15 protein-coding genes and 1 tRNA gene are annotated in these 15,268 nt (G+C 58.9%); 6 read left to right on the top strand and 10 right to left on the bottom strand.

Annotated features, from left to right (window positions below):
• Positions 1-24 precede the first annotated feature (24 nt).
• Positions 25-300 carry a DUF3817 domain-containing protein gene (locus AKJ29_RS14305; protein ID WP_055191944.1) on the bottom strand — a complete coding sequence of 92 codons (276 nt, stop codon included), beginning with the start codon at positions 298-300 and terminating at the stop codon, positions 25-27.
• Between the two features lie 262 nt (positions 301-562).
• Here AKJ29_RS14305 and AKJ29_RS14300 point away from each other — a divergent pair, with 262 nt between their 5' ends.
• On the top strand, positions 563-952 hold the full coding sequence (locus AKJ29_RS14300; RefSeq protein WP_055191942.1) for a hypothetical protein: 390 nt from the start codon (positions 563-565) through the stop codon (positions 950-952).
• 385 nt (positions 953-1,337) lie between these two features.
• A complete protein-coding gene (locus tag AKJ29_RS14295; protein WP_055191939.1) occupies positions 1,338-2,030 on the top strand; it encodes a M48 family metallopeptidase in 693 nt (230 codons plus the stop codon).
• A gap of 16 nt (positions 2,031-2,046) precedes the next feature.
• Here AKJ29_RS14295 and AKJ29_RS14290 read toward each other — a convergent pair whose 3' ends face one another.
• The 3 genes from AKJ29_RS14290 to AKJ29_RS14280 form a co-directional block, all read right to left on the bottom strand.
• Positions 2,047-2,598 (bottom strand): RSP_2648 family PIN domain-containing protein, encoded by a 552-nt coding sequence (locus tag AKJ29_RS14290; protein ID WP_055191937.1) that lies wholly within the window; start codon positions 2,596-2,598, stop codon positions 2,047-2,049.
• On the bottom strand, positions 2,595-3,794 hold the full coding sequence (locus AKJ29_RS14285) for an RSP_2647 family RNA methyltransferase (RefSeq protein ID WP_055191935.1): 1,200 nt from the start codon (positions 3,792-3,794) through the stop codon (positions 2,595-2,597). Before AKJ29_RS14285 ends, AKJ29_RS14290 begins: the two co-directional genes overlap by 4 nt.
• Positions 3,795-3,886: 92 nt before the next feature.
• Complete coding sequence (locus AKJ29_RS14280) at positions 3,887-4,564, bottom strand: DUF6778 family protein (RefSeq protein WP_055191933.1); 678 nt, start codon at positions 4,562-4,564, stop codon at positions 3,887-3,889.
• Between the two features lie 249 nt (positions 4,565-4,813).
• On the opposite strand from AKJ29_RS14280, the gene edd reads away from it, so the two are divergent.
• Together edd and eda are read left to right on the top strand one after the other, a co-directional pair.
• A complete protein-coding gene (gene edd / locus AKJ29_RS14275; protein WP_055191931.1) occupies positions 4,814-6,625 on the top strand; it encodes a phosphogluconate dehydratase in 1,812 nt (603 codons plus the stop codon).
• Entirely contained in the window at positions 6,622-7,263 is a 642-nt protein-coding gene (gene eda, locus AKJ29_RS14270; RefSeq protein WP_055191929.1) for a bifunctional 4-hydroxy-2-oxoglutarate aldolase/2-dehydro-3-deoxy-phosphogluconate aldolase, read from the top strand. Before edd ends, eda begins: the two co-directional genes overlap by 4 nt.
• A 156-nt stretch (positions 7,264-7,419) precedes the next feature.
• Here the strand turns inward: eda and AKJ29_RS14265 are convergent, their stop codons facing one another.
• The 3 genes from AKJ29_RS14265 to cysS form a co-directional block, all read right to left on the bottom strand.
• Positions 7,420-8,166: a squalene/phytoene synthase family protein gene (locus AKJ29_RS14265; RefSeq protein WP_074963688.1), complete on the bottom strand. Its 747-nt coding sequence runs from the start codon at positions 8,164-8,166 to the stop codon at positions 7,420-7,422.
• A gap of 8 nt (positions 8,167-8,174) precedes the next feature.
• Positions 8,175-9,794, bottom strand: a complete 1,620-nt coding sequence (cimA, locus tag AKJ29_RS14260; RefSeq protein WP_055191925.1) for a citramalate synthase — start codon at positions 9,792-9,794, stop codon at positions 8,175-8,177.
• Between the two features lie 123 nt (positions 9,795-9,917).
• Positions 9,918-11,342, bottom strand: coding sequence for a cysteine--tRNA ligase (gene cysS / locus AKJ29_RS14255; protein ID WP_055191923.1), 1,425 nt, complete (start codon positions 11,340-11,342; stop codon positions 9,918-9,920).
• 212 nt (positions 11,343-11,554) lie between these two features.
• Between cysS and AKJ29_RS14250 the strand changes: the two genes are divergently transcribed.
• Positions 11,555-11,914: an MmcQ/YjbR family DNA-binding protein gene (locus AKJ29_RS14250; RefSeq protein WP_055191921.1), complete on the top strand. Its 360-nt coding sequence runs from the start codon at positions 11,555-11,557 to the stop codon at positions 11,912-11,914.
• A 27-nt stretch (positions 11,915-11,941) separates the two neighbouring features.
• Here AKJ29_RS14250 and AKJ29_RS14245 read toward each other — a convergent pair whose 3' ends face one another.
• From AKJ29_RS14245 to AKJ29_RS14235, 3 genes are all read right to left on the bottom strand, one after another.
• Entirely contained in the window at positions 11,942-12,955 is a 1,014-nt protein-coding gene (locus tag AKJ29_RS14245; protein ID WP_055191919.1) for a TDT family transporter, read from the bottom strand.
• Positions 12,956-13,063: 108 nt separating this feature from the next.
• Entirely contained in the window at positions 13,064-13,918 is an 855-nt protein-coding gene (locus AKJ29_RS14240) for a DUF2059 domain-containing protein (protein ID WP_055191917.1), read from the bottom strand.
• Positions 13,918-14,766, bottom strand: coding sequence for a DUF2059 domain-containing protein (locus AKJ29_RS14235; protein ID WP_055191916.1), 849 nt, complete (start codon positions 14,764-14,766; stop codon positions 13,918-13,920). The genes AKJ29_RS14240 and AKJ29_RS14235 overlap by 1 nt, the downstream gene beginning before the upstream one ends.
• 185 nt (positions 14,767-14,951) lie before the next feature.
• Between AKJ29_RS14235 and AKJ29_RS14230 the strand changes: the two genes are divergently transcribed.
• Positions 14,952-15,041, top strand: a tRNA-Ser gene (locus AKJ29_RS14230).
• Positions 15,042-15,268: the final 227 nt, after the last annotated feature.

Raw genomic sequence — 15,268 nt, 5'->3', positions numbered from 1 at the left:
CAGATCCTGTTCTGCTCGCTTCAGCTAGGGGTCGTGCAGAAAGGTCCCAAAAGGCAGCAAACTGGCCAGCAATGCCCAATTGACACGTTCGCTCGACAGTCCCCCCAGCCCCGCGGCACCAAACAGGGCGGCAATATAGGCAATGAACAATCCGCCATGCACCCTTCCGGCCAGCACAACACCCGCATCCATTTCAGCCCAGTATTTCAACGACATGGCCACAAACAGCAACACAACATAGCTCCACCCTTCGATTGAGGCGACATATCGGAATATCCGGATCCAACGGGCTTTGGTCATGATGTCGATCCCTGAAGCGTTTCGAGTTTCACCTGAGACGGGAAAGGTCGAAACACCGGAAGAGGTTCCAATGTTGCGGGTGTTTCAAAACAACCACGTGTTCCGGACCCATCCCGAGACCCTTTGTTCTGCATCCTTCATGAGATAGGCGCGCAACCCTCTGCACAACACCCAGCGAAATGTCACAACGACAGGCGACGGAAACGGGGCAACAAGAAGTATAAGATATGAAACCCGCAAGGAGGATCGCGTGTAACGCCCATTGAATGCAGCGAAAATCCAGCTTCAAACCATGTGGCGCGCCGCTCCGGTGGCAACCGCGCTGATGATCCTTTGCCTGATTGCAGGCGGCGTTTTCGCAATCCGCACCATCAGCGAAGCCGTATATTGGGGCAATCCCGATCATCGCAATCAACCGCTTGCCGGTTGGATGACCCCAAGATACGTGGCCCATTCCTGGCGCATCCCACGCCCCGACATGATGGACATCATGCAATCAGCGGTGCCGGGTCGCGACCTTGAAAACGACCCCCGATCGCTGAGTGATATAGCGGCGAAACATGATCTGGCACTGAATGAGTTGCTGCAAAGGATCGACACGGGGCTGTCGGTCTATCAAAGCGAACACCCCGCCGGGGATGCGGGCCAATGATGACCACGGACGCCGTCTTTGCCCTATTGACCACCTATGGACCATGGGTGGTCTTTGCTGCCGCTTTTCTCTCCTGTCTCGCGCTCCCAATCCCGACCTCATTGATGATGCTGGCAGGCGGGGCTGTCCTGGGGGCGCTTTACCCTTTGGGGCCTGATCGGAGAGGTCGTCTGGGTCACACTTTACGTGGGTCTCGGATATGGGTTTGCCAATCAGGTTGAATATCTGGCCGGTGTCATGGGAAATCTGGCTGGCTTTCTTGCCGCTCTGACCCTGGCAGCTCTCCTTTTTTCATGGATCCACGCCATGGCCCGCAATCGAAAAACCTGAAACGAACCGGTTGGTTCCTCTTTCCCAAAACGGGTTTTGCCCCCATATAAGCTTTATGCTGAAGCTCCTCCCTATCCTTCTCCCTGTCCTTTATGGCTATGTGCTTTACCGGTTTTCGGTCTGGCGCACCCATCGCGAGCTGGACGAGAATTCTTCGGAACTGGCTGATGCGGGATTGAAACAGCTGACCGATCAGATGGCACGGGCCCTCGACCTGCCCCGGATCCGGGTTTTCGTCTATGAAATTCAGCCGATCAATGGCCTGGCCGCGCCGGATGGGCGGATTTTCATCACCCGCGGGTTCATGGAGGAATATCGCAATGGCCGCGTCACCGGACCGGAACTGGCCTCGGTGATTGCCCATGAACTGGGTCACGTGGCCCTTGGACATGCCCGCAAACGCATGATTGATTTTTCCGGGCAGAACGCATTGCGCACGGTGCTGAGCATGATGCTGTCGCGCTTTTTGCCCGGCGCCGGTGTCTATATCGCCCGCTTCCTGACCCGCCTTGTGGCGGCAGGGCTTTCGCGGGGGGATGAATATGAAGCGGATGAATATGCCTCCGCGCTCCTGCTCAAATCAGGCATTGGCACAGAGGCGCAGAAATCCCTGTTTGGGAAGCTCGATCACCTCACCAAAGGGCGCGGTGGGGTGATGCCGGCATGGTTGATGAGCCATCCGAAAACCGCAGATCGCATTGCCGCGATTGAGAAAAACGAGGCCAAATGGTCGGTTGAAACGCTTTGAAACCGGGCGGACCGCGTCAACCAAGTTGCTCCAGCGCTTTGCCCAAACGTGGCAGGCGAGCTTTTTTCATCAGGTTGCGCAGCGTCCAGCTGCCCTCCCCTGACAGGCGACGCGCCTCCGCCAAAACCCGCTCACCCAGCGCGGTCATCTGTTGCGGGTGGGTGTCGACGAAATCACGCAGGAACAGGTCCGGGCTTTCGCGGCGCAGCCCCTCTTCCGCCAACACATGGCCCGGAAAATCTGCACGATTAAGCGTCAGCAAGACATCGGCCCCTGCTGCTATGGCCGACGCCAGAACATGAATGTCATTTTCATCGGGCAGGTAAAGCCTGCGCATGTCCCCTTCTCGTGGGGCCACGCTGGCCGATGGCCACCGGGCATTCAGCTGCGCAATCTCACCCCGCGCAAACATCTCTTGTTCCGGACCAAGGCGCGCTGCGGCACGGGCCCATTCCTCTAGGATACGCGGTGACCAGAAGGGGGCAAACAGACCGGCCTCAGCCGCCCCCAACACCATTTCGCGCATCACCGTCGGGTAAAGCACGCAGGCGTCGATACAAACCTTCACGGCAACATCCGGTAAAACAGCGCCTTGAGATAGCCGCTTTCCGCAAGCTGTGGGTGCTGGGGGTGATCAGCGCCTGCATATCCGGTGTAGATCAGTTGCGACGCCCGCCCGGCCCGCCCAACCCCGCGGTTCGAGGCATTGCGAAACTTGTCCACGGTTGCCGCATGCGAACAGGAACACAGCCCAAGATACCCGCCGGGTGCCACCAAGGGCGCTGCCAGCCGTGCCACGCGTTCATAAGCCCGCAGCCCCGGCTCCAACGCCTTTTTCGACGGGGCAAAGGCGGGCGGATCGCAGATCACCACATCAAACTGCGCCCCTTCTTCGGCCAGTGTCGTCAAGACGTCAAAGGCATCCCCCTTGCGGGTGGCAAACCGATCTGCGGCCCCCATCGCGTCGGCCCCACCCGCTGCAAGCTCCAGCGCCGCCGCCGATCCGTCAACCGACAGGGCGGATGTCGCACCGCCCGCAAGGGCAGACAAGGCAAAACCCCCAACATGAGAGAACACGTCCAGAACCCGCGCCTCCCTGGCAAGCCCCGCCGCAAATGCGTGATTGGGGCGCTGGTCATAGAACAAGCCCGTTTTCTGCCCCCCCACCAGGTCAGCCAGATAGGTTGCGCCATTCATCGACACCGGGACCGGCGCCTTGGGAAGATCCCCAAGCAGCACGGCATTTTCATCCCCCAGCCCCTCCAGCACCCGGGCACGCCCGCCTGCGTTTTTTAAAATGGTGGTCACGCCGGTCACTTCGGCAAGGGCGGTGGTCAGATCATCCAGCAGGAACTCAGCCCAGGCAGCGTTGGGCTGCACAACCGCAACGTCGCCGAAACGGTCTATGATCACCCCGGGAAGCCCGTCGGCCTCTGCATGCACCAACCGGTAAAACGGCGCGTCGAACAAGGTTTCACGATGGGCCAGCGCCGCGGCAAGTTTGTCCCGCAGCCAATTGCGATCTATCTGCGCCTCGGGATCACGATCCAGCACACGTGCAATAATGCGCGAACCGGGGTTGATCGCCACCGTGGCCAAAGCCGCCCGGTCACCATCCTCGAGCACCGCAATTGTTCCTGCAGCCAGTTTTTTTGTCCGGCGATCGGTGACAGCTTCATTGTCATAAACCCACGGGGCGCCATGGCGAATGGCGCGGGCGTTGGCTTTTGGTTTAAGGCGGATTGTGGGGCGCGTATCAGTCATGCCTGCCTGTTAGCCGGTTTTGCCGGGGGGGGCCAATGAAAAAGGCGGCTCTCGCCGCCTGTTTCGGTCTGTCCCGCTGAAAGTTCGCTGGATTACTGAGCTGCCTCGGGAGCAACAGCAGCAACGGTGGTCTGCGGCATATGGGGAACAAAATCCGCGGGCAGGAAATCTCTCGGGCGGGTCATTTCCTGATAAATGACGGCTGCCAGATGAGCGGTAATCCGAACTTTCTGCGTCTCACCCCGTGCCTCTGCGGCCAGCGCCTCTTCTCCGCCAAAAGCACGCAGGTCATTTTGGATCGTGCGTTTGGGTTCCAGGATCATCCCGGTTTTTGCATCCAGAACCGTAAGGTCGAAGCGCAGCGCATGGGTGCCCCCATAGGTGTAACGCGTGCGCTGGGTCAGGGCATGGAACTCCTGCAAGGTGATTTCAAGAACCACCGGACGCCCCTTGTTCAGGGTGCTGACACCACGGTCGAACGCATCATCAAGGATCACCTGAACCTGTTTGTAACGATCCCCAAGCGGGTCTTCGCGCCAGACAATGTCGGCTCTCGGCTTCAGCGAGTTGGCCTCGGAAACGGTAAGGCTGCGCGGCACGGTCACGCGAACATCCGTGACATTATATTCAACGGATTTAGGCTGTTGTGCGCCGCTTGCCGCCCCCAGTTCGAGATTGGAAGGTTGCGCCCGCGTCACTTCCCCTGGTTTCATACAGGCCGACAAGGCCGCGATGGCCACCATGCCAAGAAAGAGCTTACCCAGTTTCATGCTCGCCTCCGATTGATGCGATGGAAGTGCATTCTGCACATCCTTTTTCGTAGGATCTTGTTAACCAATTGAGGCAGCATTAAGGAAACCGCAGGGTAACCCTGTGACAAATGCACTATCAATCTGAAAAAACACATTTTCTTAATTGCCCGGAAAGCCCCCCCTGCATCACCTGGCCGCACTTGTTAGCGATAGCAGATCCTGCTATTCACTCCTTGCTCCGCTTCCTAACTCACCCAAAGGACCGCCATGCTGAATTCCCGGATAGACAAGGTTACAGAACGGATTGAAACACGTTCCAGACATACCCGCGATGCCTATCTGGCCAAGATCAACGCCGCGATTGCGAAAGGGACAGCCCGCGGGCATTTGGGATGTTCGGGACAGGCACACGCCTATGCCGGGGCAGGACCAGACCAGACCAGTCTTGCAGAGGGGACGGCCCCGAACCTGGGCATTGTCACCGCATATAACGATATGCTGTCGGCCCATGCCCCATATGCCACCTACCCCGACCTGATCAAACAGACCGCGCGGGAGATGGGCGCCACCGCCCAGGTGGCAGGTGGGGTGCCCGCCATGTGTGACGGCGTCACCCAGGGTGAAACCGGCATGGAGCTGAGCCTATTTTCCCGTGACGTGATTGCCATGGCCGCAGCCATCGCGCTTAGCCACAACACCTATGATGCAGCGCTCTACCTTGGGGTTTGCGACAAGATTGTTCCCGGTCTTGTCATGGCCGCTGCCACTTTGGGCCACATCCCCGCAGCGTTCCTGCCCGCAGGCCCCATGACCTCTGGCCTGCCAAATGATGAAAAAGCCGAAATACGGAAACGCTTCGCCAAAGGTGAGATTGACCGAAAAGCCCTGATGCAGGCGGAAATGGCCGCCTATCACGGCCCTGGAACCTGCACATTTTACGGCACCGCCAATTCCAATCAGATGCTGATGGAGTTTATGGGGCTGCATCTGCCGGGATCAAGCTTCGTCAACCCTCATACCCCCCTGCGCGATGCGTTGACCCGCGAAGGGGTGCGCCGCGCAATTGAAATCGCAGCGCCTGACCGGCATACACCCGCCGCCCATGTGCTGGACGCCCGCGCCTTCGTGAACGGGATTGTCGGGCTGATGGCAACAGGTGGATCCACCAATCTGGTGCTGCACCTGCCTGCCATGGCCCGCGCGGCCGGGGTGATCCTGACACTTGAGGATTTTGCCGATATTTCCGCCGCCGTTCCACTGATGGCCCGCGTTTATCCCAATGGGCTGGCGGATGTGAACCATTTCCATGCAGCCGGCGGCCTTGGCTACATGATCGGCCATCTGCTCGAAGCGGGGCTCTTGCATAACGATGTCACCACGGTGGCGGGACCGTTGGAAAACTACGCAGTTGAAGCCAAGCTCGCAGGTGAAAGAGTACGCTGGGAACCTGCCCCACGCACCAGCCTGAACGACAAGATCCTGCGCCCTCCCTCTGAGGGGTTTCAGCCGACCGGGGGGCTGGCCAAGCTGGATGGCAACCTTGGGCAAGGCGTGATTAAAACTTCCGCCGTGGCAGCGGAGCGCCACATTATCGAAGCGCCAGCGCGGGTCTTCACCGATCAATCAAGCGTGAAGGCAGCCTTCCAAGCCAATGAAATCACAACGGATACTGTCTTTGTCGTACGTTTTCAGGGGCCGCAAGCCAATGGTATGCCTGAGTTGCACGGACTGACGCCGGTTCTTTCCGTGCTACAGGATCGCGGTCTGAAAGTGGCCCTTGTGACAGACGGGCGCATGTCCGGGGCTTCGGGAAAAGTTCCCGCGGCCATTCATATTTCACCCGAAGCCGCGGCAGGTGGTCCGATCGCACGGGTCCGGGATGGCGACCTGATCCGCCTTGATGCCACGGCCGGTCAGCTTCAGGTGCTGGCCAACGGGTTTGCGGATCGCACGCCTGAAACCAAGGACCTTACCTCCAACGAAACCGGCATGGGGCGCGAATTGTTCGCCGCGTTTCGCCAGCATGTCGGCCCGGCCACCACCGGCGCCTCCCCGATCCTGACAGGAGATGACACATGACACCAGCCGCCGCGGCCACGGCCTTCAGCGAAGACATCTGCACCCGGGCACCTGTTATCCCGGTCCTCGTGGTGCATGATCCCGCCCATGCACAACCGCTGGCCCACGCTCTTGTCGCGGGCGGGCTTCCGGTGCTGGAGGTTACTCTGCGCACGCCTGCCGCCATCGAAGTGATCGCGGAAATGTCTCAGGTCGAAGGGGGCATTGTCGGGGCCGGGACCGTTCTGACCCCAACCCATGCCGCCGATGCCAAAACCGCTGGCGCCAAATTTGCCGTATCCCCCGGCGCGACCGATCTTTTGATCGACAGCTGCGAAGCCGTGGAGCTGCCGCTTTTGCCGGGCGCCAGCACAGCCACCGAAGCCATGCGCCTTCTGGAACGCGGGTATTCGGTGCAGAAATTCTTTCCCGCAGAGGCCGCCGGGGGGAGTAAATTCCTGAAATCCCTGGCCTCTCCCCTGCCCCAGATCCGGTTCTGCCCAACCGGAGGCGTGAGCCTTGCAAATGCATCGGACTATCTGTCGCTGCCCAATGTTCTGTGCGTGGGCGGGTCCTGGGTTGCCCCGCGGCAGCTGATCGAGGCCGGAGATTGGGACGGCATCACAACGCTTGCCCGCACCGCCGCAAAACTAGGCTGATCCGGCCAAACGGGTTAACAGTATCTAAAGCGTTTCGGGATAAACTTGAAACGCATGTTTATTCTGAAACGCCCACGACATTGATATCTCTTGCCGCGTTTCGGTTTTGCCCTGTGTCAGGTTAAAACCGAAACGCTTTAGGACGCGCGAAAGCGCTTACCAGCGGCCAAGCGCGGACAGCCACAGAAGACGCGCGCGGCGGGAAAACTCCGACCCGCCCAATGCGCCCGCAGCGGCCAGATCAGGAGAGGATTTGGCGCGGTTCAGGATGGCTTCCGTCCGCCATCCGCTGCGCAATGCGCCCGACCCTTTTCGTGGCAAAGATCTGCGGGCCGCTTTCAGCTCCGCCAGACCTGCATTTGCCAGTTCGGCGATGACTTCATCGCTCGGGGGCACATGCCCCCGCCCCACGCGCGCAAGTTCTGGTAGGGAATTCAACCAGTTGGAAACACCCAACGCGGTGCCAAACCTGACAAGCCCCTCCCGGTCCCCGTCTGCACTCGCGGCCATCAGCGCGCCGCTGGTGGCCTTTGCATAGGCCAGGATAGAGGAGGCACCCTGCCGGCCGATCCCGTCCACATCCCCTTCCCGAGCATCCACCATCTGTTCCAGCAACCCACGATCAAGCTGGCCCGCGGCAATCAGCTCTTGCAAGGGCGTGGCCACCTCATGCGCGACCACCGTTTTCCCTTCAATCACGTCGCGCCAGAATTGCAACCGCACCAGGGCGACCATCGGCTCATTCGACATGAAGGGCGCGCGGGCAATTTCAAGGTTGAAAGCGTAAAGCGGGAACAGCCGGGCGCGTTCGTCGGGGCGTCCAGTCATCGCCGCCAGAAACCGATCCGGATCGCCCTTCTGCACCATCTGCGCACAGGCATTCAGCGCCTCATGAGCTGTCATGACGCCACTCATACCGCTTTGGCCCCGTCACGCAGGAGTTTCCAGATGATGGCGTCCAGAAGCGCCTCAAACGAGGCATCCACGATGTTCGGGCTGACGCCCACCGTTGACCAGCGGTGCCCGGCCCCATCTTCACTGTCGATGATCACGCGGGTCTGCGCCTCGGTCCCGCCTTGCGTGATGCGCACCTTGAAGTCCACCAGCCGCATATCATCAATGATCGACTGATAGGGACCCAGATCTTTGCCAAGCGCCTTGGCCAGCGCGTTGACCGGCCCCCGGTCGGTGCCGCTCTCATCCATGCTTTCTGAAACCGACAGCTTCTTTTCGCCGCCTATCTTGATCACCACAATCGCTTCGGACAGGCTGACCATCCTGTTGCGCTTGTTCTTGCGCCGCTCAACCGTCACCTTGTAGCGCTTGACCTCGAAAAACTCAGGAAGTTGCCCAAGGACCTTGCGCGCCACCAGTTCAAAAGACGCCTGCGCGCTATCATAGGCATACCCTTTTTCCTCACGCTCTTTCACCCGCGTCAGGATATCCGCAAGCCGCGGATCCCCCTTCTCGACCGAAATTCCGGCATCCGCAAGCCGGGCGCGCAGGTTGGATTGCCCCGCCTGGTTCGACATCGGCACAATGCGTGTATTGCCCACGGTTTTCGGCGGGATATGCTCATATGTGGTGGGATCTTTCAAAATCGCACTTGCATGAAGCCCCGCCTTATGGGCGAAGGCGGACGCGCCAACGAAGGGCGCCGCCTTGTTGGGCACCCGGTTCAGGATGTCATCAAGCTGGCGCGACAGGCGGGTCAAGCCTTTCAGGGCCTCCCGGCTGACCCCAAGGTCAAACCGGCTTGCATAGGGTTCTTTCAACAGCAGCGTCGGGATCAGAGTGGTCAGGTTGGCATTGCCACAACGCTCACCGAGCCCATTCAGCGTGCCCTGGATTTGCCGCGCGCCCGCGTCGATGGCGGCCAGCGTGCAGGCCACCGCATTGCCGGTGTCGTCATGGGTGTGGATGCCAAGATGATCGCCGGGAATGCCTGCATCTATGACGGCCTTCGTGATCTCGAACACCTCATGCGGCAGCGTGCCACCATTGGTATCACACAGCACAATCCAGCGCGCACCGGCGTCATGGGCGGCCTTCAGGCAATCGATCGCGTAGGTGGGATTTGCCTTGTAGCCATCAAAGAAATGCTCGGCATCATAAAGCGCCTCACGCCCCTGCCGGACCATGTAGTCCATCGTGGCGCGAATGTTTTCGATGTTTTCCTCAAGCGTGATGCCAAGCGCGGTGGTGACGTGAAAATCATGGCTTTTGCCCACCAGACAGACCGCCGAGGTGCCCGCATTCATCACGCCGGCCAGCACATCGTCGTTTTCGGCAGAGCGCCCGGCCCGTTTGGTCATGCCAAAGGCGGTGAAGGTCGCGCGGGTCTTGGGTGCACGCGCAAAAAACTCGCTATCCGTTGGGTTCGCGCCCGGCCAACCGCCTTCGATGTAATCAATGCCCAACCCGTCCAGCGCCTCGGCAATCTGGGTCTTTTCCGCAAAGGAAAACTGAACACCCTGCGTCTGCTGCCCGTCGCGCAGCGTTGTATCATAGAGGTAGAGCTTCTCGGTCATCTGGCGCCTCTCGTGTCATCATCATCGCCCCCGCTTTGCGCCCGGCCCGAGGGTGGGTGCGGTTTCGCGCCCGCCCTGGGGGGCGGGTCGGGCGCGAAGCGGGACAGGCCCGCGGGTCAGTGCCTAAATCCCGTCCAGCTTCGCCGCATCGAAATTGGGGCCGGGCTCCAGCTCCACCCCCTCTTTCGACATGCGGATCTGTACACCTGCCTCCGTCATGGCGGCTTTCAAAGCATCCACGGCAGAGAAGTCTTTGGTTTCCATTGCAGCAAGGCGAACCTCGTGCAGCTTGGTGGCGAGGGCAGACAATGAATTCGTTTTCGCATGGAATTGATCAGAGAAGTTCTCCAGCTGCTCAAAACTATAGAAACCTAGAAACTCTAGATTGCGTGCAAGTCCATCCCAATCTGCATGGTTCGCAAGGGATTCCAGTCGCGCAAGAGCAAGATGTGTGTTTAAATCATCTGCAAGTGCATCAATGATCGCACTTGACGGCGCTAATTTCTTCGCCTCTTCAAGGGAGGCAAACTTAGCAACCAGCTTTACATAGTCCTCAAGCTTGCTTTCCGCTGCCACAGCTTTCTCTACCGTCCAGTCCATCGGCTTGCGATAGTGGGTGCCGAGAAAGACAAAGCGGATCACCTCGCCGGGCACGCCTTGGTCCAGCAAATCGCGCACGGTGAAGAAATTGCCAAGGCTCTTGGACATTTTCTTGCCCTCAACCTGCAGCATTTCATTGTGCATCCAATAGCGCGCGAAATCCCCTTCCGGGTGGGCGCATTTCGACTGGGCGATCTCGTTTTCGTGATGCGGGAATTGCAGGTCGTTGCCGCCGCCGTGGATGTCAAAGGACGCGCCCAGAAGCTCCAGCGACATGGCGGAACATTCGATATGCCAACCGGGGCGGCCCCGGCCCCAGGGGCTGTCCCAACCGGGCAAGTCATCACTGGACGGTTTCCACAGCACAAAATCCATCGGATCGCGTTTGTTGTCCGCCACTTCAACCCGCGCCCCGGCGATCATATCATCCACCGACCGACCCGACAGCGCGCCATAATTGTCATAGCTTTTCACCGCAAAGAGCACATGCCCCGCCCCATCCGGATAGGCGTGCCCCTTGGCAATCAGCTCCTCGATCATCGCGATCATCGGCGCGATATATTCAGTTGCGCGCGGCATCTGATCGGGTTCCTGCGCGCCCAATGCGCCCATGTCCTTGAGATACCAGTCAATGGTCTCGTTCGAGCGTTCATGCACCAGTTCTTCGAGCGTTCCCTCGGCGCCTGCTTCTTTGCGGGCCAGAGCCGTTGCGTTGATCTTGTCATCCACATCGGTGAAGTTGCGCACATAGGTCACATGATCCGCGCCATACACATGACGCAGCAGCCGTTGCAGAACGTCAAACACCACAACAGGACGCGCATTGCCCAGATGGGCGCGATCATAAACGGTCGGGCCACAGACATAGAGGCGCACATTTTCGGGGTCCAGCGGCTCAAACACCTGCTTGGCGCGTGCCTTGGTGTTGTAAATCTTAATCTCTGTCATATCGGCCTCTTGTCCCGCCCCGCGCGGCGAATTGTATACGTCTGGACACACCACTTTTGTGGCGGGTTTAGCGACTTCACATTGATTTGGAAATGAAGAAACGACCCGCCGAGATATCTCAGCAGGGAATGCAGCAAATAATGATGGTGCTTGTCCGTTTCATGTGGGCTTGGTAGCAAGGTTTTGGTCCAAGAGCAAGTTTGGAGTGTAGCATGTCCCGAGCCTTTGCAACCGCGCTGTGTCACGCCCTGCCGGGCGCCGAGCTGACCCATCCATTTGGGAAAACGCCCGAGGATCACGATATCTGGAAGGTGGGAGGCAAGATCTTTGCGGCCATGTCTGTCGATACGGATGGCGTTTCGGTGAAATGCACCGATGTGGCGACCGCAGATATGCTGAAAGAGGCCGGGGTTGCGGAGAAGGCGCCCTATTTCCACAAATCCTGGGTGCGTATCCCGTTCGGGGCGGGTGAAAACGAACTTCGCCACCGGATTGAACGCTCTTATGGGATTATCCGCAAATCCCTGAGCAAAAAGCTACAGGCGACCCTGCCCCCCTGGGAGGATGGCTAAAGCGTTTCAAGTGTACCCCGAAACGCTTTAGGCCTGAGCCGCATTGGTTTTCACGGCCAGCACGCCCTTTGCCCAAAGCTTCAGGATCCGGAAGGCGATCGGCGGAACGATCAGCGTGGCGAAAATCAGGCTCAGCCCCCCGAGCAGACGGAAAACCTCTCCGCCCCCCGCAAGCCAGGTGATCTGCATCAGGGTCGAGAACGCCACTAGAGGAAAGGTAAAGGCGCTCCAGAACGGGCTGAACCCGTCTGCGGTCAACCAGCGGGCGGAGGCCACCAGCACCACAAAAACCACAATTGCTCCCCACGCCAGGGCCTGCCCAAGCTGCGCATCCCCCAACAGATAAGCCACCGTTCCCAAAAGGCTGATTGGAGACAGATGGATCGCCAGAAGGGGGCGCAGCGGTGCGGGAACCGTTTTCTTTGCAAAGGCCAGCGCACTGGCCCCATAGACCCCTACCGCCATCACAAAAGTGATCCAGAACACGGCCTGCGCATAGCTGTGCAAACCAAGCGGCAATGCGGCGATTGGCCCGACAATGAAGCCGACAAAGGTGAGGTGCCAGACAGGTGTGACCGCCCGCCCCTCTGGCGCAGAGGCAATGAGAATGCGCAACACTGTCAGCACAACAGCCAGATGCCAGACCCCGGACAGGCAGAGGGTCACCAATGCCCAGAACGGCGAATAGATGACCAAGGCCGCCGCCATCAGATAGCCCGCCAGTCCCATCGAGGCGAGACCGGCCCGCCCCGGAAGAACCCGCAGATCTTCGACGAACACGCCGGGACGCCGGGTGAGCTTGATCAGATAGGCCGCAACCGAAAACAGAAAAAGAAGCGTCACAGCCCCCAGGAGCATCTCTCCGATTTCCGATGGCATCGCAAAGCTTTCAGAGGCGCGGCGCCACGCCAGCCCCAGACCGAACAAACCAAAAAGCGGAGGGAACATGGCTGGAGGGGTGCGCTGGAACAGCCCGGCCTTGGGCGGGATCGGCTTGGGCGCAGGAAAATACGGTGCTTTCTTCTGTGGCGCGTCAGACATGCTGGGATCCTTTGGTGTTTCCAATTGGATAAAACGCAGACATCGCAGAGGAAAGGGTGAAACCCCCAGCTTGCCTTTTTGCCGCAGGCAACCGGATTGGAGATCCGGTCAGAGATCCTGTTGCAGCAAGGCCTGACCTGCCGCCACCCCCAGCCGCCGGGCGAGATCTTCGAACATCGGATCAAACCCCAAGAACAGAACATCGTTCAGATGCCGTCCCGCTGGGCTGTCGGATATCTCGGCCAGATCTTCCAATGCCTGTTCAGACAGCGGACCATATGCCAGCGACAGATAACCATAAAGCCACTCGGCCGTATCAAGCCGAAGTGCATCTTCCTCGCTCATGACCTCATCAAGAATGGCGCGTTCATCCAGCACCATTCCCTCATTCGGACCAGATTGCGCAAAGGCGGTGAGGAATGCGAAATTGCTGTTGAGCGCCCCGACGACATTGCGCTCGATCAGTTCCCCATCCCGGATAATTCTGCGGATAAGGTCGGCGCGTGTGCCAACATTGCCACCACCATACCAGGCCTCTCGCGCGGCTTCGTCCACCCCTGGGGCCAGATAGGCACGCCGGGCTGAAATCTCGAGGTCGATCACCTGTTGTCCCGCTTTGCTTTCGTAGTAAGTCAGGGCCGCGCCCAGATCACGCCCAACCATTGCCTGCTGCAGATCGGCGCGTACCTGTGCTGTCATCCGCTCCAGATCATAGATCTGATCCACTTCGCGCTGCCAAAACCGATCACTTGGCCGTCCAGTCAACTGCTCTGCCGCCTCAAGCGCGTAGCTATGCCCTTCTTCGTGCACGATTTTCAGGGTGTCCTGCAGCTGCAGCGCGTTCCAGAACCGCTCGAATGAACTGGCCTGCGCCGTCGCCACACCGGGCAACGCCGCCCCAAGCATCAGCAGGGTTGCCATCACCCTTAGGGCCAGAACATGCCATTGCAGGACAGGTTGCATCAAAGCTCCGATTCCGGTTGCAGACGGCCAAGCTGGGTGGCCAGACGTTCATAACGATCCGCCATGATCTCATATTGCACGGCGTTCAGGATCTCATAGACCTGCATCATCTGAGGCGATTGCAAAGCGGAAAGATAATCAATCAGCTCCTGATCGCTGAGGCTGCGATAGGTATAGGCATTGGCGACAAGCCCATGAACCTCAATGCTCCGCCGCATCTCTCCCTGTTGCGCCATCAGCATGCCGCGCAGATCCTCTTCGCCAATTTCAAGATCCGTTGCGCCCGCCGCCGCCGCCGCCATCAGATAGCGCACCTGGATTTCGACAATGGACCGGATCGCGACATCCGTGCTTCCAACCGATTGCGACATTGCCTTGAAGACATCAAGGCGCGGGCTTCTTTCCTCAAGCAGCTCGTCGACAAGTTTTTCGCCCTCGGTCTGCCGGATTGCGTCTTCAACCATGTGGCTTTCATTCTCAACCGCCACGACGCGTTTTCCCAGATCGCTGCCATAAAACACCACGCCATGATCAAGCAGATCCGCAGGCATCACCGCTTCGATCATGTCGACCGCGTCATCAACCATCTTGTCAGGGGCAAAAACCTGTTCGGCCAGGCGCACCCAATTGCGCCCGAACTGATCCGGAGCAGCCCCCGTCAGCGCAGGCCCCGCCATGGCGCCTTGCTGAATTGAGGCAATGGCCACATCAAAGCCGGTCACCTCAAGAAATTCGCGAATTTTATCCCGATCCGCCCCTGTTTCACTGCCTTGCGCAAAGCTTGTCTGGACCGGGGAAAGAGCGACCAGAAAGAGGATCAGAATAAGGCTAAGAACTCTTTGAAACATCTTTGTTTTATCTCCGACACAAAGGCAGGTTTACAAAAGCCTAGACTGCGCACGGGATCCAGACAAGGGGGGCAAAAAACCATAGGAGTGGAAAAGCGCCGACTTTTCTTCCTCATTTCCGACTTTTCTCAAAATTGGGGGTTGCGCATCCGGTTTAGTCGATCTAAATCCCCCTCACCCCCCGCGGAGAGGTGCCGGAGTGGTCGAACGGGGCGGTCTCGAAAACCGTTGTGGGTGCAAGCCCACCCAGGGTTCGAATCCCTGTCTCTCCGCCATTATCTTTTTTTGGCAAGAAAACCCCTCTAACACCTTGAACGGTAAGGTGGTTTTTGGTGTTAGAAGTCCTTCATTTCGTGCAAAGCTAATCTTATCTGCGAAGGCCAGTCTCAGGACAGTCCTTTGGGCAATCAAGTTGCCGCTTTTCCAGATTTTCCAAGGGTTTGACAGGAATTGCAGTGCGTGTTCGAACATTTGCTCGAAGGTATGCATTGGCTTTCCCTTG

The organism is Aliiroseovarius crassostreae (assembly GCF_001307765.1).
Lineage (GTDB): Bacteria > Pseudomonadota > Alphaproteobacteria > Rhodobacterales > Rhodobacteraceae > Aliiroseovarius > Aliiroseovarius crassostreae.
This window is presented reverse-complemented; position numbering and strand designations above follow the sequence as displayed.

Excerpts from the sequence above, each read along its gene's own strand:
- AKJ29_RS14235 (WP_055191916.1), bottom strand. The coding sequence starts at position 14,766 with ATGTTTCAAAGAGTTCTTAGCCTTATTCTGATCCTCTTTCTGGTCGCT.
- cysS (WP_055191923.1), bottom strand. The coding sequence starts at position 11,342 with ATGACAGAGATTAAGATTTACAACACCAAGGCACGCGCCAAGCAGGTG.
- AKJ29_RS14305 (WP_055191944.1), bottom strand. The coding sequence starts at position 300 with ATGACCAAAGCCCGTTGGATCCGGATATTCCGATATGTCGCCTCAATC.
- AKJ29_RS14250 (WP_055191921.1), top strand. The coding sequence starts at position 11,555 with ATGTCCCGAGCCTTTGCAACCGCGCTGTGTCACGCCCTGCCGGGCGCC.
- cimA (WP_055191925.1), bottom strand. The coding sequence starts at position 9,794 with ATGACCGAGAAGCTCTACCTCTATGATACAACGCTGCGCGACGGGCAG.
- edd (WP_055191931.1), top strand. The coding sequence starts at position 4,814 with ATGCTGAATTCCCGGATAGACAAGGTTACAGAACGGATTGAAACACGT.
- AKJ29_RS14265 (WP_074963688.1), bottom strand. The coding sequence starts at position 8,166 with ATGACAGCTCATGAGGCGCTGAATGCCTGTGCGCAGATGGTGCAGAAG.
- eda (WP_055191929.1), top strand. The coding sequence starts at position 6,622 with ATGACACCAGCCGCCGCGGCCACGGCCTTCAGCGAAGACATCTGCACC.
- AKJ29_RS14280 (WP_055191933.1), bottom strand. The coding sequence starts at position 4,564 with ATGAAACTGGGTAAGCTCTTTCTTGGCATGGTGGCCATCGCGGCCTTG.
- AKJ29_RS14285 (WP_055191935.1), bottom strand. The coding sequence starts at position 3,794 with ATGACTGATACGCGCCCCACAATCCGCCTTAAACCAAAAGCCAACGCC.
- AKJ29_RS14295 (WP_055191939.1), top strand. The coding sequence starts at position 1,338 with ATGCTGAAGCTCCTCCCTATCCTTCTCCCTGTCCTTTATGGCTATGTG.
- AKJ29_RS14240 (WP_055191917.1), bottom strand. The coding sequence starts at position 13,918 with ATGCAACCTGTCCTGCAATGGCATGTTCTGGCCCTAAGGGTGATGGCA.
- AKJ29_RS14245 (WP_055191919.1), bottom strand. The coding sequence starts at position 12,955 with ATGTCTGACGCGCCACAGAAGAAAGCACCGTATTTTCCTGCGCCCAAG.